Origin of the sequence: Streptomyces sp. JW3, from assembly GCF_052216785.1 — a bacterium.
GTDB lineage: Bacteria > Actinomycetota > Actinomycetes > Streptomycetales > Streptomycetaceae > Streptomyces.
Genome location: NZ_JBQOUX010000018.1, coordinates 50,053 through 73,649, shown reverse-complemented (window position 1 = coordinate 73,649; position 23,597 = coordinate 50,053). Strand labels below are relative to the sequence as shown.

At 71.7% G+C, this 23,597-nt stretch carries 20 protein-coding genes and 2 pseudogenes; 10 read left to right on the top strand and 12 right to left on the bottom strand.

The window, feature by feature from the left end; all coding sequences use genetic code 11:
• Nucleotides 1-87 precede the first annotated feature (87 nt).
• The 4 genes from ACTT8P_RS10765 to ACTT8P_RS10750 form a co-directional block, all read right to left on the bottom strand.
• Nucleotides 88-2,391: a TerD family protein gene (locus ACTT8P_RS10765; RefSeq protein WP_442831340.1), complete on the bottom strand. Its 2,304-nt coding sequence runs from the start codon at nucleotides 2,389-2,391 to the stop codon at nucleotides 88-90.
• A 125-nt stretch (nucleotides 2,392-2,516) separates the two neighbouring features.
• On the bottom strand, nucleotides 2,517-3,095 hold the full coding sequence (locus tag ACTT8P_RS10760; protein ID WP_442831339.1) for a TerD family protein: 579 nt from the start codon (nucleotides 3,093-3,095) through the stop codon (nucleotides 2,517-2,519).
• A gap of 140 nt (nucleotides 3,096-3,235) precedes the next feature.
• The gene (uvrB, locus tag ACTT8P_RS10755) at nucleotides 3,236-5,377 is read right to left on the bottom strand and encodes an excinuclease ABC subunit UvrB (protein ID WP_442831338.1); all 2,142 of its coding nucleotides are present in this window, start codon (nucleotides 5,375-5,377) and stop codon (nucleotides 3,236-3,238) included.
• A 40-nt stretch (nucleotides 5,378-5,417) separates the two neighbouring features.
• Nucleotides 5,418-6,299, bottom strand: coding sequence for an MHYT domain-containing protein (locus ACTT8P_RS10750; protein ID WP_442831337.1), 882 nt, complete (start codon nucleotides 6,297-6,299; stop codon nucleotides 5,418-5,420).
• Nucleotides 6,300-6,575: 276 nt separating this feature from the next.
• Between ACTT8P_RS10750 and ACTT8P_RS10745 the strand changes: the two genes are divergently transcribed.
• Complete coding sequence (locus tag ACTT8P_RS10745; RefSeq protein WP_442831336.1) at nucleotides 6,576-7,466, top strand: glycerophosphodiester phosphodiesterase; 891 nt, start codon at nucleotides 6,576-6,578, stop codon at nucleotides 7,464-7,466.
• Between the two features lie 198 nt (nucleotides 7,467-7,664).
• Nucleotides 7,665-8,219: a methylated-DNA--[protein]-cysteine S-methyltransferase gene (locus ACTT8P_RS10740; RefSeq protein ID WP_442831335.1), complete on the top strand. Its 555-nt coding sequence runs from the start codon at nucleotides 7,665-7,667 to the stop codon at nucleotides 8,217-8,219.
• A 47-nt stretch (nucleotides 8,220-8,266) separates the two neighbouring features.
• On the opposite strand, the gene ACTT8P_RS10735 is transcribed toward ACTT8P_RS10740, so the two are convergent.
• Nucleotides 8,267-8,695 (bottom strand): VOC family protein, encoded by a 429-nt coding sequence (locus ACTT8P_RS10735; RefSeq protein WP_442831334.1) that lies wholly within the window; start codon nucleotides 8,693-8,695, stop codon nucleotides 8,267-8,269.
• Nucleotides 8,696-8,795: 100 nt separating this feature from the next.
• On the opposite strand from ACTT8P_RS10735, the gene ACTT8P_RS10730 reads away from it, so the two are divergent.
• On the top strand, nucleotides 8,796-9,704 hold the full coding sequence (locus ACTT8P_RS10730; RefSeq protein WP_442831333.1) for a pseudouridine-5'-phosphate glycosidase: 909 nt from the start codon (nucleotides 8,796-8,798) through the stop codon (nucleotides 9,702-9,704).
• A complete protein-coding gene (locus ACTT8P_RS10725) occupies nucleotides 9,701-10,693 on the top strand; it encodes a carbohydrate kinase family protein (protein ID WP_442831332.1) in 993 nt (330 codons plus the stop codon). The genes ACTT8P_RS10730 and ACTT8P_RS10725 overlap by 4 nt, the downstream gene beginning before the upstream one ends.
• Nucleotides 10,694-11,043: 350 nt before the next feature.
• On the opposite strand, the gene ACTT8P_RS10720 is transcribed toward ACTT8P_RS10725, so the two are convergent.
• Nucleotides 11,044-11,838, bottom strand: a complete 795-nt coding sequence (locus tag ACTT8P_RS10720) for a methyltransferase domain-containing protein (RefSeq protein ID WP_442831331.1) — start codon at nucleotides 11,836-11,838, stop codon at nucleotides 11,044-11,046.
• Between the two features lie 259 nt (nucleotides 11,839-12,097).
• Here ACTT8P_RS10720 and ACTT8P_RS10715 point away from each other — a divergent pair, with 259 nt between their 5' ends.
• The gene (locus ACTT8P_RS10715; protein WP_442831330.1) at nucleotides 12,098-13,225 is read left to right on the top strand and encodes a magnesium and cobalt transport protein CorA; all 1,128 of its coding nucleotides are present in this window, start codon (nucleotides 12,098-12,100) and stop codon (nucleotides 13,223-13,225) included.
• A gap of 48 nt (nucleotides 13,226-13,273) precedes the next feature.
• Here the strand turns inward: ACTT8P_RS10715 and ACTT8P_RS10710 are convergent, their stop codons facing one another.
• Nucleotides 13,274-13,906, bottom strand: a complete 633-nt coding sequence (locus ACTT8P_RS10710; protein WP_442831329.1) for a uridine kinase — start codon at nucleotides 13,904-13,906, stop codon at nucleotides 13,274-13,276.
• A 225-nt stretch (nucleotides 13,907-14,131) separates the two neighbouring features.
• On the opposite strand from ACTT8P_RS10710, the gene ACTT8P_RS10705 reads away from it, so the two are divergent.
• On the top strand, nucleotides 14,132-14,611 hold the full coding sequence (locus ACTT8P_RS10705; RefSeq protein WP_442831328.1) for an anthrone oxygenase family protein: 480 nt from the start codon (nucleotides 14,132-14,134) through the stop codon (nucleotides 14,609-14,611).
• A 170-nt stretch (nucleotides 14,612-14,781) separates the two neighbouring features.
• Nucleotides 14,782-16,272 (top strand): glutamate synthase subunit beta, encoded by a 1,491-nt coding sequence (locus ACTT8P_RS10700; RefSeq protein ID WP_442831327.1) that lies wholly within the window; start codon nucleotides 14,782-14,784, stop codon nucleotides 16,270-16,272.
• 154 nt (nucleotides 16,273-16,426) lie between these two features.
• Here ACTT8P_RS10700 and ACTT8P_RS10695 read toward each other — a convergent pair.
• The 3 genes and pseudogenes from ACTT8P_RS10695 to ACTT8P_RS10685 all read right to left on the bottom strand — a co-directional run bounded on the left by ACTT8P_RS10695 (nucleotide 16,427) and on the right by ACTT8P_RS10685 (nucleotide 18,488).
• Nucleotides 16,427-17,231, bottom strand: a pseudogene (locus ACTT8P_RS10695) (SAM-dependent methyltransferase).
• A gap of 121 nt (nucleotides 17,232-17,352) precedes the next feature.
• On the bottom strand, nucleotides 17,353-17,628 hold the full coding sequence (locus ACTT8P_RS10690; RefSeq protein WP_442831326.1) for a DUF397 domain-containing protein: 276 nt from the start codon (nucleotides 17,626-17,628) through the stop codon (nucleotides 17,353-17,355).
• A complete protein-coding gene (locus ACTT8P_RS10685) occupies nucleotides 17,628-18,488 on the bottom strand; it encodes a helix-turn-helix domain-containing protein (protein WP_442831325.1) in 861 nt (286 codons plus the stop codon). The genes ACTT8P_RS10690 and ACTT8P_RS10685 overlap by 1 nt, the downstream gene beginning before the upstream one ends.
• A gap of 295 nt (nucleotides 18,489-18,783) precedes the next feature.
• On the opposite strand from ACTT8P_RS10685, the pseudogene ACTT8P_RS10680 reads away from it, so the two are divergent.
• The 3 genes and pseudogenes from ACTT8P_RS10680 to ACTT8P_RS10670 all read left to right on the top strand — a co-directional run.
• A pseudogene (locus tag ACTT8P_RS10680) lies at nucleotides 18,784-19,383 on the top strand (ATP-binding protein); the annotation flags it as partial.
• Nucleotides 19,384-19,703: 320 nt separating this feature from the next.
• Nucleotides 19,704-20,147 (top strand): hypothetical protein, encoded by a 444-nt coding sequence (locus ACTT8P_RS10675; protein ID WP_442831324.1) that lies wholly within the window; start codon nucleotides 19,704-19,706, stop codon nucleotides 20,145-20,147.
• Nucleotides 20,148-20,449: 302 nt separating this feature from the next.
• A complete protein-coding gene (locus ACTT8P_RS10670; protein WP_442831323.1) occupies nucleotides 20,450-22,360 on the top strand; it encodes an ABC transporter ATP-binding protein in 1,911 nt (636 codons plus the stop codon).
• 28 nt (nucleotides 22,361-22,388) lie between these two features.
• On the opposite strand, the gene ACTT8P_RS10665 is transcribed toward ACTT8P_RS10670, so the two are convergent.
• Nucleotides 22,389-22,574 (bottom strand): hypothetical protein, encoded by a 186-nt coding sequence (locus tag ACTT8P_RS10665; RefSeq protein WP_442831322.1) that lies wholly within the window; start codon nucleotides 22,572-22,574, stop codon nucleotides 22,389-22,391.
• A 165-nt stretch (nucleotides 22,575-22,739) separates the two neighbouring features.
• A complete protein-coding gene (locus ACTT8P_RS10660; protein ID WP_442831321.1) occupies nucleotides 22,740-23,429 on the bottom strand; it encodes a DUF899 domain-containing protein in 690 nt (229 codons plus the stop codon).
• Nucleotides 23,430-23,597 lie beyond the last annotated feature (168 nt).

The window sequence follows — 23,597 nt, the reverse complement described above, 5'->3', positions numbered from 1 at the left end:
AAGGGTTTCGCTAATTAAGCTCAAAAGTGCAGGTGAGGGACCTTTACCAGTTCTTGGTCAGTGGAACGTCCGCCGCCGGGCCAGAGGTCACCTGCGGGCGGCGGCGACCTGGGCGAGCACCTGTCGCAGCACCTGGCTGCCGGGCGGCACGAGCGACGGCTCGTAGATCCAGGCGTGGCCGACCCAGGGGTCGGCGAGGTGGTCGTCGGCCACCGGGGGCAGGCGCAGCAGCACGCGCCAGAGCGGGTCGAGCAGCGGGCCGTAGCCGGCGGAGTCCTCGCGGTCGGCGACCATCATCAGATGGACACCCCAGGACGGGCCCTCGTCCGCCAGGTAGCGCAGCTGGTTCACCGCACGGTCGTCGAAACCGTGCGGGAAGTCGTGGACGATCAGCAGTCGCTGGGAGGTGTCGAACCCGGGCGGCAGCGAGTCGACGGCGCCGCCGCGCACCGCCATCTGCACCAGGTCGACGCGCTGGGTGAGCCGGGCGAGTACATCCGCGACCCCTGCTGCGCCGACGGCCGGGGGCGCCGCGAGCACGCCGGAGCGCACTAGTGGGGCCAGCGCCCGCTCTCCCGATCCGGCCGCGTCGACGACCTCCACGGTGAACTCGCCCGGCGGGTGGACGGCGAGCAGCCGGGCCGCGTGCGCCACCGCCGCGTCCAGGGCCAGGTCCCTTGGTTCGCGGGAGTCGGCGAAGGATTCGTGAGAGTCGGCCAAGGAGCCGTCGGGCGGCCCGGCGCGTCCGCTGTCGATCCACAGCCCTCGCTCCAGCGGCAGCCTGACCAGCATCGGAATGCGTATCTGGTCGGCTTCGGGCAGATGGAGGTCCCCCAGCCGCAGGGCCATGGGGCTTTCCATCGGCGCCCGGTAGCCGTGCCAGACCGGGCTGTCCCAGCGGGCGTACGCCGGTGGCAGGGCCGGCTCGACCACCTGGGACTCCGCGGCGAGCTGGGCGACGTCCCGGTCGAGGACCTCCCTGGCCCGAGTGACGAGCTCCTCGTACCGCGCGCGGGCCGTCTCGCGGGCGGCGTCCCCCTGTCTCCCGACGCGGGCGCGTGGATCGGACAGGGCCTGGTCGAGTTCCTTCTCCCTGCGGGAGTCCGCGAAGTCGACGGCGCTGCGACAGGCGGCCACGCTGCGGGCTAGGTCCTCGAACATGCCCCACACCTGGTTGTAGAGCCGTTCGTCCATGGACCAGCCGGTGGCATCTCCCGCGACGGGCGGGGCGGGCTGCCCGGGAGGCGGGGCGGGAACGGCGGGTGCGGACCGCCCCGGGGCCAGCGTCGGAGGGGCCGGCGCGGGCTGGCCCAGGACCTGTGGGGGTGTGGTCGACGCGGGCTGGCCCGGGACCGGTGGCGGCGCGGCCGGCGCGTGAGGTGGCGGAGCCGTGCTCCGGCGACGCGGATGGCTGTAGTCGATGGGTTCGCCACCCGTGGTGGCATCGCCGATCCGTACTCCCGGCTGTCCTGGACCACCGTCAGGCCGTACTCCGGACTGCCCTGGACCATCACCGGTCTGCGGCCCGGACTGTGCCGCGCCGCCATCCGACCGTGCCCCGGGCTGCCCGGCATCACCACCGGTCCGCTCCCCCGGCTGCCTCGCACCACCGCCAGTCTCAAGCCCCGGCTGTCCCGGACCACCACCAGTCCGAATCCCCGGCTGTCTCGGACCGCCGCCGGCCTGCGGCCCGATCGCCGATGCGGGCGGCCCGAGGTCCATGCCCCCCGGGGCGACGCCGCCGCGGTCGGAACCCGGCCCCGGAGTGGCGGTCTGCCGGGCGCGGTGGCTGTCGCCGGCGGCCGGGGGCGGAGGCTCGGGCACCGACGAGCGGGCCCGATCCCTGGCCACCGCCTCCTGGATGGCGTCGGCCAGGGATCGGGCCTCGGGCAGCCGCCGGTCGGTGAGCAGTTCGGTGAGTCCGCCCGCGTAGCCCTGACCGATGGCGCGTACCTTCCAGGCGCCCTGTCTGCGGTAGAGCTCCAGGGCGACGACCGCGGTCTCGGCGTCCAGACCGGTGAGGGTGTAGCTGGCGATCTCGGCGCCGTCCGGGCCGGTGACGGCGACGAAGGGAGCGGCGACGGCCCCGAAGCGGTCCGGCCCGCTCCCGTCGGCGTCGGGGAGGGCGAGCAGTACGTCCACCCGGTGCGCCGCGTCCGGGACTGCGTCCAGGTCGACGGCGAGGCGGTGGTCGGCGGCCGCCCGGCGGGAGACCTCCAGGCCAGGCAGGGCGGGCGCGCCGGGATGGGCCACCCACTCGACGCCCGGAATGCCGCCGTCGGCGTCGCCGAGGGTGGCCGCGGCCACGACCGGTGCGCCGGCCGAGACACGGACCTCCAGGCGGGTCCGGGACAGCGGGAGGTTCTGCCCCCGCACCAGCTCGGCCGTCATCGCCTTCTCCCCCGTGTCACCGGTTGACCACCGGTCCTGCGTCTTCCGCCGCGTCTTACCGCTGCCGCCGCGTCGCGCCATCCGTCCGGCCGCCGGAAACGTCCTGGGGGCGGCCCGAGGATCTACTAGAGAACCGGCAGGATCGCCGGCATCAGGTCCTGGAAGGTGCGGCCGTTGGCCGGGGAGCCGAGGGCGGTCATCGTCCAGCCCGGTCCGGCCCGGTGCACCTTCGCCATGATCTGCGCCGTGTACGCTCCGCCGCCGGCCAGGGTGTAGCGGGCGAGTTCCTGGCCGTTGGTCTCGTCGACCAGGCGGCAGAAGGCGTCCTGCACCTCCTGGAAGGTCTGGCCCGTGAAGGAGTTCACGGTGAAAACGATCTGGTCGATGTGGACCGGGACGCGCTGGAGATCGACGAGGATCGCCTCGTCGTCGCCGCCCTGGCCGACGCCGCCCACGAGGTTGTCCCCGGTGTGGCGCACCGAGCCGTCGTCGCTCACCAGGTGGCGGAAGAAGACGACGTCGACCGGCTGCTTGTCCGCGAACAGCACGGCGGAGGCGTCCAGATCGATCTCCCGTGTGCGCGACCCGAACAGGCCGCGCCGGGGAGCCGCCTGCCAGCCGAGGCCCATGCGCACCGACGTCAGGCTGCCGCCGCCGGCCTTCTCCAGGCTGATGGCCTGACCCTTGGTCATGTTGACGGTCACGCGCTGATTCCCCTCTCGAGCGGTCCCCTGCCGCGACGCCCGCGGTTGTTCCAGAACCCTATGCAGGGGCACTGACAGCGCCGTACCCCGGTTCGCGCTTTGTGTCGGTCTTGCAACACAGCGCGGGTCCGGGCACGCCGTCAGGCCAGGCCGGCCTCCCGCATCTGCCGCAGTTCCTTCTTCATCTCCGAGACCTCGTCGCGCAGCCGGGCCGCGATCTCGAACTGGAGCTCCGCCGCGGCGGCCCGCATCCGTGCGGTCATCTCCTCGATCTGCTCCGCCAGCTCGGCCGCGGGACGGTCGGTCGGCACCGTCTCCCCCGACTTCTTCCTGCCGGCCCTGGTGCCGCCCGCGGCCTGCCCGCCGAGTGCGGGGACGGGAGTCTTGGCGCCCTTCCCGTCCTTGCCCTGGCCGCGGTACCCCGAGCCGAGCAATTGTTCGGTGTCGACGTCCTCGCGGGCGATCTGCGCGACGATGTCGTTGATCTTCTTGCGCAACGGCTGGGGATCGATGCCCCTCGCCTTGTTGTAGGCGACCTGCTTCTCCCGGCGGCGGTTGGTCTCGTCGATGGCCTTCGCCATCGCCGGGGTGATCTTGTCGGCGTACATGTGGACCTGGCCGGAGACATTGCGCGCCGCGCGGCCGATGGTCTGGATCAGGGAGGTGCCGGAGCGCAGGAAGCCCTCCTTGTCCGCGTCGAGGATTGCCACCAGGGACACCTCGGGCAAGTCGAGGCCCTCGCGCAGGAGGTTGATGCCGACCAGCACGTCGTATTCACCGGCGCGCAGCTCACGCAGCAGTTCGACGCGGCGCAGGGTGTCGACGTCGCTGTGCAGATAGCGCACCTGGATGCCGAGCTCCAGGAAGTAGTCGGTGAGGTCCTCGGCCATCTTCTTGGTGAGCGTGGTGACCAGGACGCGCTCGTCCTTCTCGGTGCGGGTGCGGATCTCGTGCACCAGGTCGTCGATCTGGCCCTCGGTGGGCTTGACGACGACCTCCGGGTCGACGAGGCCGGTCGGGCGGATGATCTGCTCGACGGCACCGTCCGAGCGGGACAGCTCGTACTGCCCGGGGGTGGCCGACAGGTAGACCGCCTGTCCGATGCGCTCCTGGAACTCCTCCCACTTCAGCGGGCGGTTGTCGAGCGCCGAGGGCAGCCGGAAGCCGTGGTCGACGAGGGTGCGCTTACGGGAGGCGTCGCCCTCGTACATGGCACCGATCTGCGGCACGGTGACGTGCGACTCGTCGATGACCAGCAGGAAGTCGTCCGGGAAGTAGTCCAGCAGGGTGTTCGGCGGGGAACCGGGCGAGCGGCCGTCGAAGTGCATCGAGTAGTTCTCGACGCCGGAGCAGCTGCCGATCTGGCGGAGCATCTCCAGGTCGTACGTGGTGCGCATGCGCAGGCGCTGGGCCTCCAGGAGCTTGCCCTGGCCCTCCAGCTCCGCCAGCCGCTCCCCCAGTTCCTTCTCGATGTCGTTGACGGCCCGCTCCAGGCGCTCGGGGCCGGCGACGTAGTGGGAGGCCGGGAAGACATAGAGCTGCTGGTCGTCGCTGATGATCTCGCCGGTGACGGGGTGGAGGGTGGACAGCGCCTCGATCTCGTCGCCGAACATCTCGATCCGGACGGCCAGCTCCTCGTAGACCGGGAAGATCTCGATGGTGTCGCCGCGCACCCGGAACGTGCCCCGGGAGAAGGCCATGTCGTTGCGCGTGTACTGGATGTCCACGAAGCGGCGCAGCAGCTCGTCCCGGTCGAACTCCTCGCCGACCCGGAGCGGGACCATGCGGTCGACGTACTCCTGGGGCGTACCGAGGCCGTAGATGCAGGAGACCGAGGCGACCACGACGACGTCGCGGCGGGTGAGCAGCGAGTTGGTCGCGGAGTGCCGCAGCCGCTCGACCTCCTCGTTGACCGAGGAGTCCTTCTCGATGTAGGTGTCCGACTGGGGGACGTACGCCTCGGGCTGGTAGTAGTCGTAGTACGAGACGAAGTACTCGACGGCGTTGTTCGGCAGCAGCTCGCGGAACTCGTTCGCCAGCTGGGCGGCCAGGGTCTTGTTGGGTGCCATCACCAGCGTGGGCCGCTGGAGCTTCTCGATCATCCACGCGGTGGTGGCGGACTTGCCGGTGCCGGTGGCGCCGAGCAGGACGACGTCCTTCTCGCCGGCTTCGACACGCCGGGCGAGATCGGCGATGGCCGCCGGCTGGTCGCCGCTCGGCTGGTAGGGGCTGACGACCTCGAAGGGCGCCACCGTGCGTTCGATGTGGGAAACGGGCCGCATGCCATCCACCGTACGACCCCCCACTGACAATGGGCCTCGATCAGCGGTTCTGCGGGGTCCGGGGGCGCCGCTGGGCCAGTGGGCGCCGGTACCGGAGGGCGGGGTGGCGGGGCGCGGGGCGGCGGGCCGGTCCGGCGCCGGTGGGGTGGGCGGGGACGCCGGGCTTGTGGTCGGCCGGGGGCCGGGCGGGCCGGCCCATCACCATGAGCGGGTCGAACATCACGACGACCGCCGCGAGGAGGAGGAAGGCCAGCGGGCCGATCAGCATGGGCGCGAGGAGCCCGGCGGGTGAGTCGCCGGTGACGGGACCGGCCGTGCCGTGCACATGGACGTCGAGCGCGGCCATGCCCGTGTAGTGCATGCCGGCGACCGCGAGTCCCATGATCAGGCTGGCGCCGACGGTCCACAAGAAGCCGCGGACCTGGCCGGCCGCCCACAGGGCCGCGGTGGCGGCGGCCATCGCTATGACGACGGACCCGGCGACGGTGAGGGTGTTGTACTCCAGAGTGCCGTCGAGGCTCATGCTGGCCATGCCCAGGTAGTGCATCGAGGCGATGCCCAGGCCGGTGATCGTGCCGCCGGTGAACAGGGCCGTTCCGCCGGCTCCCCGGTAGCCGACGATGAAGACGCCGATGCCGACCATCACGATGGCGACGGCCAGGCTCGCGAACGTCATCGGCCGGTCGTAGCGGATCGGTGTGCCCTCGACCCTGAAGCCCATCATCGCGATGAAGTGCATGGTCCAGATGCCGGAGCCGATCGCCGCCGAGCCGAGCGCCAGCCAGCCGGGCCGCCACGACTGGGCGACCAGCATGGATCTGGTGGTGCAGCGCAGGCCGAGAGCGCCGCCGAGGCAGGCCATGAGGTAGGCCACCAGCGGTGTGACGAGTCCGTAACTGAATCCGTCGACCGTGCCTTGCATGCGCGGCTACCCTTCCGCCCTCTTACGTCCTGGCTTTCCCTGATATGCGCCCCCTCCCAGGACCGCTTGAGCGGTCAGGGTCCAGAGCAGTATGACCCCCACCGGAATGGTCGAACGATTCTCCGGCAAAGAATCACGGCCTTGCCGCAGTTGTGCCCTCCCGGTGAGCGCAGTTGAGCAACTCCATTCAGCCTGTGGTCATTCTGCGCCCCTCTGCTGGAGACGCTCTGCTGTCACAGTTGTGCTGTCCGTGATACCTCGACGCGAGGAGTACGCATGCACGCGCGCGCAGTTGCCGTCACGACCACCGCGCTCCTGGGAGCGGCCCTGCTGGCGCCCGCCTCCCTGGCCCAGGCGTCCCACGGCGGACCGGGGCCGGTGGTCGTCGCCCACCGGGGCGCCTCCGCGTACGCGCCGGAGAACACCCTGGCCGCCGTCGACAAGGCGGCCGAGCTGGGCATCGACTGGGTGGAGAACGACGTCCAGCGCACGAAGGACGGCGAGCTCGTCGTCATCCACGACGAGAGCCTGCGGCGCACGACCGACGCCGAGGAGGTGTTCCCCGACCGGGCGCCCTGGAACGTGAAGGACTTCACGGTCGCCGAGATCGCCCGCCTGGACGCCGGGAGCTGGTTCGGCGCCGCCTACGCGGGCACGCGCGTGCCGACGCTGGAGCAGTACGTCGGCCGGGTCGAGCGCCACCACCAGAAGCTGCTGCTGGAGATCAAGAGCCCCGAGCTGTACCCGGGCATCGAGCGGGAGACCCTCAAGGTCCTCGGCAACGAGGGGTGGCTGGACCGGCGGCACGTGACCGGCCGGCTGGTCGTGCAGAGCTTCGGCGTGGACTGCGTGCGGACCGTCCATGAGCTGAAGCCGGCCGTCAAGACCGGGCTCCTGGGTACGCCGGCCGTGTCGGACCTGCCCGCGTACGCCGAGTTCGCCGATCAGATCAATCCCTCGTACGACTCGCTCTCGCTGGGTTACGTGTCCGCGGTCCAGGCGTTCACCGGGCCGCACGGCAGGCCGCTGGAGGTCTTCGCCTGGACGGTCGACGACGCGGCCGACGCCCGGCTGACGGCCGGGTACGGCGTCGACGGCATCATCACCAACCGGCCCGACGTGATCCGCGACGCGACGCGGGAGGAGGCGTCGGGCGGGGAGGCGTAGCCGGGTGGGGGGACATCGGGCTCGGAGGCGTCGGGCTCGGAGACGTCAGCGGGCGCGTTGACATCGGGCGCGAGGCGTAGCCGGGTGCGGAGGGTTCGGGCGGCGGTGGGTGGCCGCGGCCGTGCTCCGGCGGCCGGGCTCGGGAGAGGCCGCCGGTTTTCGGGGGCGTTGTCAGTGGCGGGCCGTACGGTGGTGCGCATGGACAGCCTTGGGCAGTACGAGCGGCGGGTGGTGTGGACGGTCGTCGATACCGGCATCGGTCCGCTGCTGCTGGCCGCGACCGGCGAGGGCCTGGTCAACGTCGTGTTCCACGCCGCTGGACCGGTCCGCGACCGGGCGCTGGAGCGGATCGCGTCCCGGCTGGGCACCGAGCCCGTGCAGGCGCCCGGCGACCCGTTGCTGGCGCGGGCGGCGGAGCAGCTCGCGGCGTACTTCTCCGGTGCGCGGCACTCCTTCGACCTGCCGCTGGACTGGTCCCTGATATCGGGGTTCAACCGGGAGGTACTGCGGGAGCTGGCGTCCGGTGTCCCCTACGGAACGGTCGTGGGGTACGGCGCTCTCGCCGGGCGCGTGGGCCAGCCCGGCGCGGCCCAGGCGGTGGGGGCGGCGATGGGCGCCAATCCACTGCCGGTCGTCGTGCCCTGTCACCGGGTCGTGGAGAGCGACGGCGGGATCGGGGGGTTCGGGGGCGGTCTGGAGGCCAAGCGGAAGCTGCTCGCGCTGGAGGGCGTGCTGCCCGAGCCGCTGTTCTGACAGCCGCTGCGGCTACGGGCTGTGGTCGCCGGAGAAGGCCTCCGGGGTCAGGCGTAGTACCGCGCCTCGAAGATGTTGCCGTCCGGGTCGGTGAAGTAGAAGCTGCGCCTGGCCATGCCCCGGGCGCCGTAGGAGTCGTACGAGAAGTCCGAGACCGGCGATCCCTGGTCCTCCAGGCGACCGCGCAGGGCGTCGAAGTCGGCTTCCGGGAGGGACAGGCAGACGTGGTTGACCGGGTGGCCCGCGCTGTCGGCGGCGTCGGGCAGCATCCGCATCCGCGGCGCCATGGTGAGCGGCATGAGGTCGAAGATCGTCTCCTCGTTGAGGCGTACGGAGGGGAACGGCACCGTTCCCGCGGCGAACTCGGTGACCCGCAGGGGCTCCGTCCCCAGCGTCTTCTCGTAGAAGCCGACCGAGGTGAGCGGGTCGCGCACCCAGAGGACGACGTGGTCGAGACGTGCCGTGTTGTCCGTCATGGTCACCAGCCTGGTCCCGGGCTCCAAGGGCCGCAAGGGGTTTGGTCCGGTGCCGCGCCCGCCAGGGATGAAGGAGAGCCGACGGACAGGAGGCGTACCCGTGGTGCTGGTGGTGTCGGAAGAGGTACGAGAGGCGGTCGACTCCCGTCGGCCCGTGGTGGCCCTGGAGTCCACGATCATCGCGCACGGGCTGCCGCGCCCGCGCAACCTCCAGGTGGCGCGGGAACTGGAGGAGGCGGTTCGGCAGGAGGGTGCCGTTCCGGCGACGATCGCCGTGCTGGACGGACGGCCGCACATCGGGCTCGGGAAGGAGCAACTGGAACGGATCGCGGGCGAGGACGGCATCCGCAAGCTCGGTCACCGCGATCTGCCGCTCGCGGTGGCGGCCGGGGCGAGCGGGGCGACCACGGTCTCGGCGACCGCGTCCCTGGCGGCCCGGGCGGGCATCCGGGTCTTCGCAACGGGTGGGCTGGGCGGGGTGCACCGGGAGTGGACTGCGACGCAGGACGAGTCGGCCGATCTGAGTCTCCTGGCGCGCACCCGCGTCACCGTGGTCTGCGCCGGGGTCAAGTCGATCCTGGACGTCCCGGCGACGCTTCAGCGGCTGGAGACCCTCGGGGTCGCGGTGGCCGGGTACGGTACGGACCGGTTCCCCGGCTTCTACCTGGCCGACTCGGGACATCCGGTGGACTGGACACTGCGTACGCCGCAGGAAGTGGCGGCGGTGATGCGGGCTCAGGACACGCTCGGGACACCGGAGTCGGCGCTCGTCGTCGCCCAGCCCGTGCCCGAGGCGGAACAGCTCGATCCCGAGCTGCACGCGCGGGTGCTCGCCGACGCGCTGCGCGCGTGCGCGGAGAAAGGCGTCACCGGGCAGGCGGTCACCCCGTTCCTCCTCGACCACCTGGTACGGCACACGGACGGGGCCTCACTGAGCGCCAACCTGGCGGCGGTGCGCGGCAATGTGCGGCTGGCGGCACGGGTGGCGGCGGCCTGGACCGGGGCGTGACCGCGGGGCCGGGCGGCGCGCTGCTGGTCGTCGGGGACGTGATCACGGACATCGTCGTCCGTCCCCGCGGACCGCTGGCCGCCGGCACGGACACGGCCGCCTCGATCCGGCGGCTGCCCGGCGGGGCGGGTGCCAATGTCGCCTGCTGGGCCGCTCAGCAGGGGTGCGAGGACGTGCGGCTGCTCGGGCGGGTCGGCGCGGACGCGGTGGCCTGGCACGAGCGGGAGCTGGTGGCCGCGGGGGTGCGTCCCCGTCTGGTGGTGGACGAGGAGGCACCGACGGGGACGGTGGTCTGTCTGGTCGACGCGCGCGCCTCGGCCGAGCGGACGTTCCTGACGGACAGCGGGGCGTCGCTCAGGCTGGCGCCCGGCGATTGGTCGGACACGCTGCTCGACGGTGTCGCACGGCTGCATCTGTCGGGTTACCTGCTGTTCTCGGCGGCGAGCCGCGCGCTGGTGACGGTGGCGCTGGAGGCGGCACGCGCGCGTGCGGTGCCGGTGAGTCTGGATCCCGCCTCGGCCGGTTTTCTCGCGGAGCTGGGCGCCGACCGCTTCCGCTCCCTCGTCCAGGGGGTGGAGGTGCTGCTGCCGAGTCACGACGAGGCGTGTCTGATCACAGGACTGTCCCGGACTGCCGACGCGGCGGCGGAGCTGAGCCGTCAGGTGCCGTGGGTGGTCGCCAAGCTGGGCGCGGACGGGGCGCTGGTGGCGTGCGGCGGTACCGTGCGCGCCCGGGTCCGCGCCGTGCCGGCGACCCCTCGGGACACCACGGGCGCGGGCGACGCCTTCACCGGGGCGTTTCTCGCGGCCCTGCTGTCGGGGGCGGAGCCGGAGGACGCGGCGGCGTGGGGGTGCCGGGCAGGGGCGGAGGCGGTCGAACGGGTGGGCGGCCGACCCAGCCGTCAAGGTATCCGGCCTTCGGCGGGGGATGTGCGGCCTTCGGTGCGGGATGTGGGGGCGTCGGTGCGGGATGTGCGGGCGTCGCCGTGACGGGTGAGGTGGTCGCTGCGACGGGGTGCGGTGGTGACTGCGACGGGATGAGATGGTCGCTGCGACGGGGTTCGGTGGTAGCTCCAACGGGGTGGCCGCTGCGACGGCGGCGATGCGGTCGCCGTGCCTGGAGCGAAGTTGTCGCTGTTACGAGCTCCGGAGGCTGATGGGCGGGTGCGGATGCCGGATGCTGGAGGTCGGGCGCGGGAGCCTGGAGGTCGGGAGCGCTGAGCGCAGGGCGGAGGAGCGTGTCGGCGGGCCGCGGTGCACGGGCCGCCGTGCCCCTCGGGCAGGCGAGCAAGCCCCGGTCGGCGACGGTCCGCCGGTGCCCGGGGCTGCGTCCCGCTCCGCTACGCCTTGCGCCCCCAGGCCGAGATCATGGGGGCCGTGGCCAGGTCCATGGAGCCCGAGGCGACGTTCGCGAGATGGCGGTCGATGTCCTGGTCGGTGGCGAGACCCGCGGTGACGAGCTGGTCGCGGACCTGGCGGACCGTGGCGGACTCCAGGGCGGCGCAGGCGGGTGACGTCACCGGGAAGTGGGCGTCCGCCTCGACCCGGCGCAGACCGGCCTCCCGCAGCAGCCGCGGCAGCTGCCGGCCGTAGGAAAGGTCGGCGCCACGGCGGGCCAGCAATTTGCGGAAGCCGTGCCGCAGCTGGTTCGCCAGTTGCTGCTCGGGCCCGTACTCATCGGGGCACAGCAGCGGCTGGAGCGCCGGGTCGGCGTCTTCCAACAGCAGGCGTCCGCCGGGGCGCAGGGCCTTGACCATGGACCGCAACGCCTGTTCCCGCTCCGGCACATGAACGAGTACGAGCCTGGCGTGCACCAGGTCGAAGTTCTCACCCGGCGGGTCCTGGGTGCCCACGTCGTGGACCAGCACCTCGACCGGTGGCCGGGCAGCCGGACCGAGCCGCGAGATGTCGATGTCGGTCGCGACGACCCGCCCCGTGGGGCCCACCTTCTTGGCCAGCCAGGCGACCACGGAGGTGCCGCCGGCTCCGACCTCCCAGCAGCGCCAGCCCGGTCCGATGCCCATCGCTGTGAAGTGCCGGAAGGTCGTGGGGTCGAAGAGGGTGGCGAAGGCATCGAAACGCTCCGCCGCCTCGGTCTGCCGGTTGTCGAGGAGATATCCGTCGGTTGGCGTCATGCGCCGATCATCCCAGTTGACCGGCTTGCCGGAAGTGGCCGACGCTCCGGTGGGACCGGCTGTCCACTCCCGGACCCGGTTGGTTGTCCACAGCCGGACACGACCGGTCGCACAGCCGAATACGGCCGGTTGTCCACAGCCGGGAACCAAGCGGAATCTCCCCTTCCCACAGGCCCACCCGCGGCCCGCGCCGGACTGGCAGACTGGCGCGGCAGGCGCGGGAAGCACGGCGCACGGGGATGCACGCAAGGAGATTCGTATGTCCATGGCAGGAAATCTGCGGAAGGTCACGAGCCTCGGCAGGGGCGGACGTCTCCGTCGCGTGGCGCGGCTCGCCCGCCGGCGCCCGCGTGTCGACCTCAGCCATCCCGCGCGCTCCCCGTTGGGCTCTTCGGTGGTCAACTGCGTGACGTACCGGGACGGAGTCCGCGTGCCCGGAGGCGTCGGTCTGGTGGACGCGGTGGAGCGGGTCCGCAGGCGCGGGGACGGTTTCGTCTGGCTCGGGCTGCACGAGCCGACGGACGAGGAGTTCGCGGACATCGCGGAGCTCTTCGATCTCCATCCGCTGGCGGTCGAGGACGCGGTCGAGGCCCACCAGCGTCCGAAACTGGAGCGGTACGGGGAGACGCTCTTCGCGGTCTTCAAAACGGTCTGTTACGTCGAGCACGAGGAGCTGACGGCCACCAGCGAGGTGGTGAATACCGGCGAGATCATGGTCTTCACCGGCCAGGACTTCGTGGTGACCGTGCGGCACGGACGGCACGGCTCGCTGGGGCCGCTGCGCGAGGAGCTGGAGTCCGATCCCCAGCAGCTCGCCAAGGGACCTTCGGCGGTACTGCACGCGGTCGCGGACCACGTCGTCGACGACTTCCTCACCGCCATCGACGCGGTGCAGACGGATGTCGACCTTGTCGAGACGGCTGTGTTCGCGGAGGACGGCGCGCGGCTCGACCCGGGGCGGATCTACCAGCTCAAGCGCGAACTCCTGGAGCTGAAGCGGGCGGTGGTACCGCTCGGCCGGCCGCTGGAGGAACTGGCCACCCGGCCGATCCGGGTCGTCGCCCCGGAGATACAGGCATACTTCCGCGATGTCTCCGACCACCTGCTGCGGGCCACGGAGCAGATAGCCGCCTTCGACGAACTGCTCAACTCCATCCTCCAGGCGCACCTCGCGCAGGTCACTGTCGCGCAGAACGAGGACATGCGGAAGATCACTGCCTGGGCGGCGATCGTCGCCGTGCCGACCATGGTCTGCGGGGTGTACGGCATGAACTTCGACCACATGCCGGAGCTGGGGTGGCGGTACGGCTACGGCCTGGTCCTCGGGGTGATAGCCGTCGCCTGCCTGACGCTGTACCGGGGTTTCCGGCGCAACGACTGGCTCTGAACTCCGTTCGGGCACAACGGCCCCAGTGGCTGAGGTGGGGCGGGCGCGTCAGCCGTTCCAGGCGGGGTGCCGCGGGTCGTCGGCACGGACCAGGATGTCCGCGGCACCGGCGGGGTCGGTCTCCTGTTCGTAGCGTTCGAAGGCGGGCAGCGTCCACCGCTCGGCCTCGGCGGTACGGCGGCGCAGTGCACCGGGGGTGAGGAAGAGGTGGACGCTCAGGTCGAGGGGGAACCAGTGGCGCAGAAGGAAGGGGCCGTGCAGCAGCAGGATCCCGCCGGGCGGGAGGTGGACGTAGGGACTGCGGGTGGCGCGGTCGGTGACCGGGTCCCAGAGGTCGGGCAGGACCCGTCCGTCGCCGCCCGGTTCGAGAGGGGTGAAGACCTCCCGCCACAGAGCGCGGGTGTCGTACCAGCCGTCGTAGTAGGAGTCGGCGTCCTGGCGGCCGTATTCGAGGCGGAGGGAGGCGGGGCGCAGAAAGCCGTCCGTGCCGACGACCACAGAGGGCCGCCCGAGGGGGCGCAGCGCTTCGGCGACCCGCTCGGCGAGGTCACCGGGACGGGCCGCCGGGGCTCCGTCGAGGGCGACGCGGCACCAGGGTGCGCCGTCGGCCGGTTTCAGGTCGAGCAGACGCTCGGCGAGCAGGTCGCCGAGCCGGTCCCAGGTGATCGTTTCCCATCCCACAGCACCCATCATGCGCCAGTCCCAAGAGACCAGAAGCAGGGGCAAGGGCATGGGCACGCCCACGGACGCGGACACGGACACGGACACGGCACAAGCACACAGGCACAGGCACAGGCACAGGCGAACGCTCGGGTACGGGCCAGGTACGGCTCGGGGCGGCGATGACGAGAGACCAAGTCACGGGGGACAGATGACAACGAGGTTCATCGAGAAGCGGGGGCGGGCATGATCGAGGGACCGTACTTCGTACTGACGGTGCTGGGAGTGCTGGGGACGGGGCTGGTGGCCGGTGTCTTCTGCGGCTTCTCGACCTTCGTCATGCGCGGACTGGCCGCTCTGCCGCCCGCACAGGGCACGGCGGCGATGCAGGCGATCAACGTGGCCGCGGTGACACCGCCGTTCATGGTCCTGTTCGTCGGGTCGGCACTGCTGTGCGCGGTGCTCGCCGTGGTGACCTTCGTGCTCTGGCCGGACGCGGGCACCGTGGAACTGCTGCTGGGCAGCGGACTGCACCTGGTCGGCTCGTTCGGGCTCACCATCGCCGTCCATGTGCCCCGCAACGACGCGCTGGCCCGGCTGCGGCCGGACAGTGCGGAGGCGGCCGCGTACTGGCCGAGGTATATACGCGAGTGGACGGCGTGGAATCACGTCCGTACGGCGGCGTCGGCCGGGGCGGCAATGTCCTACATAGCGGCCCTCACCTGAGCGACGACGGGCGGCCCGGGGACGGCGCCGTCATGGCTGGCCGGCGGACCTCGTGGTCGGCCGCAGGACCAGGGGCGGCCGCCCTGCGGGGGTCGTCGGCCGGACGTATCGTGACAGGGAAGTGCGGCCGACGACGCACGGCCTGCCCCGCGTACGCAAGGAAGACGGCCATGGCCGACCCCAAGGGATTCATCACCACGCCCCGCCAGGAGTGGCCCCGCAGGCCGGTGGCGGAACGGGTCCGGGACTGGGACGAGGTGTACGTCCCAGGAGCACTGCTGCCGATCATCAGCAAGCAGGCCGACCGCTGCATGGACTGCGGCATCCCCTTCTGCCACGAGGCCTGTCCGCTCGGCAACCTGATCCCCGAGTGGAACGACCTGGTCTCCCGGGAGGACTGGCGGGCGGCGAGCGACCGGCTGCACGCCACGAACAACTTCCCGGAGTTCACGGGCCGGTTGTGCCCAGCGCCGTGCGAGGCGGGGTGTGTGCTGGCGATCAACCAGCCGGCCGTCACGATCAAGAACGTCGAGTGCGCCATCGCCGACCGGGCGTGGGAGGAGGGCCTGACACCGCCGTGCCCGCCGGACCGGCTGTCGGGCAGGACGGTGGCGGTCATCGGGTCGGGGCCAACGGGGCTCGCGGTGGCGCAGCAGCTGACCCGGGCGGGGCACACGGTCGCCGTGTACGAACGGGACGACCGGCTCGGGGGGCTGATGCGGTACGGCATCCCCGAGTTCAAGATGGAGAAACGGCATCTGGAGCGGCGGATCGAGCAGATGCGGGCGGAGGGGACGAGGTTCCGTACGTCCGCGGCGGTCGGGCGGGACATCGACGCCGCGGAACTGCGGAGCCGGTACGACGCGGTGGTGGTCGCCACCGGGGCGACGGCATGGCGGGAACTGGAGGTGCCGGGGCGGGAGCTGGCCGGGGTCCATCAGGCGATGGAGTATCTGCCGCTGGCCAACCGGGTGTGCGAGGGGGATCTCGAGGTCTCCCCGCTGTCCGCCGCCGGGAAGCATGTGGTCATAGTCGGCGGCGGTGACACGGGGGCGGACTGTCTGGGCACGGCGGTACGGGAGGGTGCCGCGTCCGTGACCCAGTTGGACATCTATGCGCAGCCGGGTGCGGAACGTGACGAGGAGGTGGAGCCGTGGCCGACGTACCCGCGGCTGTACCGGCTGTCGGCCGCGCACGAAGAGGCCCGGGACGTTCGCTCCGCGCCGGCGGCGCATGCGGACGCGCGGCTGTTCGCGGCGTCCACGCTCCGTCTCACCGGGGACCCGGACGGGCATGTGCGGGAGCTGCACCTGACCGGGGTGGACGCTGGGCGACGTCCACTGCCCGGTACGGAGCGGACGCTTCCGGCCGATCTGGTGCTGCTCGCCCTCGGCTTCTCCGGGCCGGACCGCGAGGACGGGCTGGTCGGCCAGTTGGGGCTGGAGCTGGAGCCGCGCGGCACGCTCGCGCGGGGCACGGGCTTCGAGACCAATGTGCCCGGGGTGTTCGCCGCGGGGGACGCCGCGCGCGGGCAGTCGCTCATCGTGTGGGCGATCGCGGAGGGGCGGGCGGTGGCGGCGGCCGTCGACCGCCGTCTGACCGGCCGGCCCTCACACCTGCCGGCGCCGATCGGTCCGTACGACGGGCCGATGACGGCATGACGCGAGCGGCCGATGACAGCATGAGGAGAGCGGCCGATGACAGCATGAGGAGAGCGGCCGACGACGCCAAGCCGCGACGGGTCGATACCGGCATGACGCGACCGGCCCACTAACCGGCACTGCTAGGCGACGAAAGGGGTGCGAAGGACGTTTGTCAGGGCTTGCGTGCCACCGCCCCGTACCCGGGGATCACACCGTCCTCCTGGCCGGGCACCGGCTCGCCCAGTTCGGGGTGCCACAGGTGCGGCACTTCGATGCCCGGGTCGACGAGATCGAGGCCGTGAAAGAAGCGGGCGAACTCCTCGCGGGAGCGCAGGGCCAGGGTGACCCCCGCGGCCTTGAGCTTCTCGGTGGCCGCCCGGGACTCCTCGGGGGTGAAGTCGGCGGTCGCGTGGGTCACCACCAGGTAGCTGCCGGAGGGGAGCGCGGCCAGCAGGCGGCGGACCAGGTCGTGGGCGCCGTCCGCGTCGGAGATGAAGTGCAGCAGCGCGATGAGCGAGAGCGCGACGGGCCGGTCGAGGTCCAGTACCTTGCGGGCGCCGTCCAGGATGGCGTCCGGGTCGCGGACGTCGGCCTGGAGGTACTCGGTCGCCCCTTCGGGGGTGCCGCGCAGCAGGGCCGCCGCGTGCGCCAGCACGATGGGGTCGTTGTCGCAGTAGACGACGCGGGCGCCGGGCGCGGTCTCCTGGGCGAACCTGGTGGAGATTGGGTTCGGTCGGTATGCCGGTGCCGACGTCCAGGAACTGCCGTACCCCCTGGCCCGACAGCCAGCGGGTGGCCCGGTGCATGAACGCGCGGTTGACGCGCGCCATCACCGGGACCCTCGGGTCGAGGGTGAGCATCTGCCGGCCCATCTCCTCGTCGACGGGGTAGTTGTCCTTGCCGCCGAGGTACCAGTCGTACATGCGTGCGGGGTGTGGTCGGCTCGTGTCGATCTCGGCGGGCTGCTGTCCGGTCATGACGGACTCCAGAGGGCTAAGCCGGTACGGCGGTGGGTGATCAAGTCGATCAAGTCGAAGCCAGGCTCAAGAAAGGGGGACGGAACGGTAAGAGGCTTAACAACAAGCGGTGCGCAAGGTTTCAGGAGAGCAGGAAGTCCGCCTCTCCGGCCTTCGCGCCTTCGATGAAGGCGGTCATCTCGGCGGACGTGTAGATCAGCGCGGGCCCGTCGGGGTCGGTGGACTGGCGGACGGCGATCCGCCCGTCGGCGAGCTTCATCGCCTCCAGGCAGTTGCCGCCGTTGCCGCCGCTCCACGGCTTGTGCCAGCCCTCGCTGCCCAGCTCGCGCGCGGGCATGCCGTTGTAGATCCGCTGGCCGCGGATCCGTGGCCTGGACTGGGACGTGATGCGATCCATTACAGCTCCTTGCGGAGATCCCGGAAGATCTCTTTTGTGCGATGTGCCGTAGCGGCCTGGGCCGCCATGCGGTCCATGACCTCGAGGTGGGTCGCCACCTCGGCACGCGCGTCCAGGTAGACGGCGCCGGTCAGGTACTCGCTGTAAACCATGTCCGGAAGTTCCGGCACGGCGAATCGGAAGAGCACGAAGGGCCCGTACGTCCCGGGGTGCGGCCCGTTCGCGAACGGGACGACCTGGAGGGTCACGTTGGGCAGTTCCGCGGCCTCGATCAGTCTGTCGAGCTGCTCCCGCATCACCTCTGGGCCGCCGACCGGGCGACGCAGCACGGTCTCGTCCATGACCACCCACAGGCGGGGCGCGTCCTTGCGAGTGAGCAGGTCCTGGCGCCGCATCCGCAGATCGACATGGCGTTCGATGTCGTCGGGGCGGGTCTGGCCGATGGCGCCCGACTTCAGCACCCCGCGCGCGTAGTCCTCGGTCTGGAGCAGTCCGGGAACGAAGTGCGGCTCGTAGGAGCGGATGAGGGCCGCGGCACCCTCCAGGCTGACGTACATCGAGAACCAGCCGGGCAGGATGTCGTGGAACCGCTGCCACCACCCCGGCTTGTTGGCGTCCTCGGCCAGCAGGACGAAGGCGTCGGCCTCCTCCTCGGAGACGCCGTACGCCTTCAGGAGCAGCTGGAGGTACGGGATCTTCAGCGCGACCTCGGCCATCTCCATACGGCGGACCGTGGCGGGGGCGACGCGGAGGATGCGGGCGGCCTCCTCGCGCTTCATCCCGGCGCTTTCCCGCAGGTCCAGCAGGCGTCGGCCGAGAACGACCTGGCCGACGGTCGGCGCGGACCGCGGTTCGCTCACCGCTCCACCTCCACGAAGAGTCCCGTTGTCACGTGTCGAGCCGTTCGAGTCGTATCGAGACGTATCGAGTAGTACCGCAGCCCCCGAGCGTGCCGGGCCGGCCGCGAGCGCGCGCGGACAGCCCGGCGGCGCCCTCCTCGGACCCGTCCGAATGCCTGGGCAGACCTCGGACCGGAGCTGAAGTGGCGCCGCTCGACGTGCTGTTGCGAGCAGTGTGCCACGCCTGTCCAGAACGTCACACAGCACTCTGCAATTTTCAGAGTGACTCTTGCCAAGTGTTCACGGCGGGGCGATAGTGGCAAGCGTGATTCCGTCCGCGCCTTTAGGAACAGAGGCCGCCGCGGGCCCCCACGGCCCGGGCGCCGCCACGGGGGCCGCCCCCTCGGGGCCGGCTGCCGAGCGCCGGTTCCGCTTCGAGCTGGCCGCCCATCCGGGTTCTCCCGCCCAGGCCAGACGCCTGACGCGCGCCCGGCTGACCGGCTGGTCGGTGTGTGAGGACACCTGCGACACGGCGGCTCTGGTCGTCTCCGAGCTGGTCACCAACGCCATCGTGCACACGGCGAGCAGCCACATAGTGTGCGAGCTGTACGACCGCGCCGACCTGGTGCGGATAGCCGTACGGGACGAGGGGTGCGCGCCGGGGCAGCCCCAGCCGTCGTCCGGGCGGCAGCCCGAGGACGAGCACGGCAGAGGGCTGCTCCTGGTCGACGCCTTGTGTCACGCCTGGGGCGCACAGGAGCACGGCCCGGGATTGCTGGTCTGGGCCGAGCTGGCGCGGGTGGCGGACGACGTGGCCGGTGCTCCGGAGCCGCGCGACGACCTGGGCTGGGGCGCCCGCCCCAAGCCCGGCCCGCCGGACGAGGACTCCGGCACCGAGGGTCCGGGCGACGAGGGCGCCGGCAACGACGAACCCAGTGACGAGCACCCGCGCAGCGACTCCGCCGACGAGGGCTCCGGCAGCGAGGGCTCCGACCGCGAGGACGTGACGCACACCAGGGCGGACGGGACGCACGTACGCACGGACGACGCGGCTCCCGCCAGGGCACCGCACCGGACCGGGCAGCAGGGGACCGGACAGCTCAGGCAGCAGGGGATCGGACACGGGATCGGAACCGGACCCGGACCCGTACCTGGGACTGGATCCAGGCCCCGGATCGGCCCCGGGCCCGGGTTCGGCACCGAAGCGGGACGTCACGGAACGGGGGGAGAACGACTGTGAGGGCTGTATCGGGTGCACCGGGTGCTCGGGTCCGCGGCCTCGACACGCTGGTCCGGCTCCAGCGCCGGCTGAACGCGCCGCGGACACCGCACCGCCTCCCCGTCCCCGACGGCATGAGCGCCCCGCTGGGCTGCGACGCGGTGGCGGTCCCTCCGATCCTGGGCCAGCAGGTGCTGCCCCGGCTTCCCCGGGTGGGGTGCGTCTACGCCGACGAGGCGCACTGGTGGTGGATCGTCCCCTCCGACTCCGACTACGCCATGGAGTGGCCGGCACCCGCCCGGTACGCCACCGGCGCGGTCCTGCCCGACTCCCCCGACCTCCCCGGACTGATCTACCGCCCGGACGGCGAGGTCCCCTACACCCCGCCGATCCCCCTCTACCTCGCGGTGTGCCGGCTGACAGGCACCACACCGAGCTGGTCCCGCCCGGTCTCCGCCTGACGCCGGGCCGGTAGGACCGCACCACCCGGCGTACGGGAACTGTCGTGCGCCCGCGCGCACCGTTCTCCCCCAGTCGCGCCCTGTCCCCGCGTGCGCCGCCCCGCCATAGTGGCGTCCGTCCACGATCGGGGAGGCCGACGGTGCGGAAGAAGCGTGGCGCGGAGCCTGCCGGAAAATCCGGGCCGACCTGGAAATCCATGCCGCCCTGGAAATCCGAGCCGACCGGAGAATCGAAGCCGACCGGCAAATCGAAGCCGACCGGAAACCCGGAGCCTGCTGCCGGGAAGCCGGAGCCGTCCGGGGTGTCGGAGTCGGAGCGGCTGCTCTTCGGCGGCCCGCTGCGCTACGACACGGGCTGGAACCAGCACTCCGACGCGTTCCTGGAACTGGGCTTCCGGTCCATGGTGACCCGGTTGCCGGCCTTGCTGGCCGCCAGTTTCCGGCTCGCCCGGCGAGCCGACCCGGTGGCCGCGCGGACCGTCCTCGCGGCCGAGGCCGGGCGGGGTGTGGCCCAGGCGGTGAGTCTGCTCGCGGTCAACAGCGTGCTGGGCCGGCTGATGACACCGGGGCCGATCGAGGAGCGGCTGCGCGACGCCCTGCCCGCGCTGGTCACGGTGGCCGCGATGATGCTGGTTGCGGCGCTGCTGCGGGCGGCCACCACGTATGCCACGGGGCGGCTGGAGCCCAAGGTGGAGCGGGTGGCGACGGAGCAGTACCTTCAGCGGGCGACCGAGGTGGAACTGGCCGCCATCGAGGACCACGCCTTCCACAAGCTGCTGGACACCGCCCAGTACGGCGCCGTATCGGCCCGGCACATGATCGCGTACAGCGCGCGGGTGATCAACGCGCTGATCTCGCTGGTGACGGCGGCCGGAGTGCTGACCGTGCTGCACCCGGCGCTGCTGCCGCTGCTGGTGACCATGACGCTGCCGAGTGCCTGGAGCGCGCTGACGGTCGCCCGGCGCCGGTACGAGTCCTATCAGGCGTGGGTGCAGCACGTGCGGGCCGGCCGGCTGATCGCCGGTCTGCTCATCGAGCCGGAGGCGGCGCCGGAGATCCGGGTGCACGGGGTGGGCGGGTTCCTGCTGCGGCACTACCGGGCGATGTCGGAGACGGCGGAGGCGGAGCAGGCCCGGCTGGCGGGGCTGGCGGCCCGTACCGGCCTGATCGCGGCGGCCTGGACCGGGCTGGCGACGGCGGGGACGTACGCGACGCTCGGCGGGCTGCTGCTGGGCGGGGCGATGGCCCTGTCGGTGGCGGGCACCGCGGTGATCGCGATCCGCACCGGCTCGCAGAGCCTGGAGACCCTGGTGGTGGAGGTGAACGCGCTGCACGAGGAGGCACTGTTCGTCGGCGACCTGGAGCGGCTGCACGTCGAGGCGGCCAAGCGCACGATCCCGGCGGGCGGCACGGCGCTGCCCGCCGACCCGCGCGAGATCCGCTTCGAGAACGTCACCTTCCACTACCCGGGCGACGCCACCCGCCCCGCGCTCGACGACGTGTCGCTCAGCCTCCCCCTCGGCCGCATCGTCGCGCTCGTCGGTGAGAACGGTTCGGGCAAGACCACGCTGGTCAAGCTGCTCGCCGGGCTCTACACCCCGGAGCGGGGACGCGTCCTGTGGGACGGGGTCGACGCCGCCGCGGCCGACCGGCGGGAGCTGGCCGAGCGGATCGCGATGGTGGCGCAGGACTTCAAACGGTGGCCGTTCACGGCCCGGGTGAACGTCGCCGTGGGCCGCTCCACCGCCCCGCTGGACGAGGAGCGGGTGGCCGGCGCGGTCGCCGAGGCGGGGGCCGGAGAGGTGGTCGCGGACCTGCCGCACGGTCTGGACACGCTGCTCGCCCGGCACTTCACGGGCGGCCACGAGCTGTCCGGCGGGCAGTGGCAGCGGCTCGGGATCGCGCGCGCCGCCTACCGAAAGGGCCACATCCTCGTGGTGGACGAGCCGACCGCGGCGCTGGACGCGCGGGCCGAGCTGGAGGTCTTCGAGAAGATCCGGGCGCTGGCCGGCAGCGGCCAGACGGTGGTGCTGATCACGCACCGGCTGGCGTCCGTGCGCCACGCGGATCTGGTGCACGTCCTGGACCAGGGCCGCCTGGTGGAGTCCGGGACGCCCGACGAGCTGCTCGCCACCGGCGGTGTCTACGCCGAGTTGTACTCGCTCCAGGCCGAGCAGTTCACCACGCCGGTGCCCGCGCCCAAGCGGGTCTGATCAGCCACCCGCGAAGGGAGCGGCGCGGTCAGGCCGCGGCGTTCCCGGCCGCGTCACCGCCCCGCACGATCACCAGGAACATGTCGGTCGCGAGGTCCATGACGACCTCGGCGGGCAGTCCCTCCTGGCGCCGCGCGTTCGCGAACTCCTCGGCCGGCCAGGACCCGCGTGGTCCACCGGCCGGAAAGCGTTCGAGCACTGTTCGCCCGTTCACTCCGCACCTCCATCCAACGTTGCACTCGTAGAGTTAAACGCCAACGATGGGGTGAACGGCTCGCCAAGTGACGCTATCGAGACGTAGCTGACACTCGTTCACCGCAAAGAGTGAGCTTCGTCTCGCCCTTTCAGCCGTTTCGGTTACTTTCCGTAGCAGTCACTGTCAGTCTTCGTATTCGTCGTGGTAACGGAGGCGCTCACTGCCCACAGGCGCGCCGAGAGCCGACGCGCGCCCCTCGGGTTCCTCCCACGCCTCCTGGCGCCCCAGTGCGGTCAGGTCCAGCAGACTGGTGGTCGAGCCGAGGCAGTCGAGGCCGCGCTCGTACGTCGAATAGGTGTGGAAGACGCGGTCGTGGTCCCGCAGGAAACAGCTCAGGCCCGGCCGCTCGATCAGCTCGCCCTCGTGGTCGAGGGTGACGTCGAAGTCCTCGTTGAAGTCCGTGACGTACGACGAGTACCAGGGCAGCGTCCAGCCCATCCGGGCCTTGAACGGCAGGATCTTGGGGTACGGCGCCCGGGACACCGCCGCGAACGAGGTGCCGCGGGCCCGCAGGTGCGCCAGATGCCCGATCTGGTCCAGGAACGCCGAGCAGCTGCGGCAGCCGGCGTCCCACTCGGGGGCGAACATGAAGTGGTGGACGACGAGTTGCCGCCGTCCCTCGAACAGGTCGAGCAGGGTGGCCTTGCCGTCACCGCCCTCGAACACGTACTCCTTGTCGATCTCCACCATGGGCAGTCCGCGCCGCTCGGCGTTGAGCGCGTCGCGCGCGCGGGTGGCCGCCTTCTCCTTGGCCAGCAACGCCTCGCGCGCCACGCGCCATTCATGGCGGGAGACGATCTCGGGAAGCGACATGGGCTCCTCCTGTGCAACGGTCCGTCAGGAGGTGGACCGGTGGCGGCGGCGGAACTCATCGCGCGCGCGGGAAAAACTTCCGGCACCTCCGGAAGAGACCGCGAGGGACCAGAAGGGATCAGAAGGGATCAGAAGAGAGCGGAAGAGATCAGGAGGGATCAGGAGGGA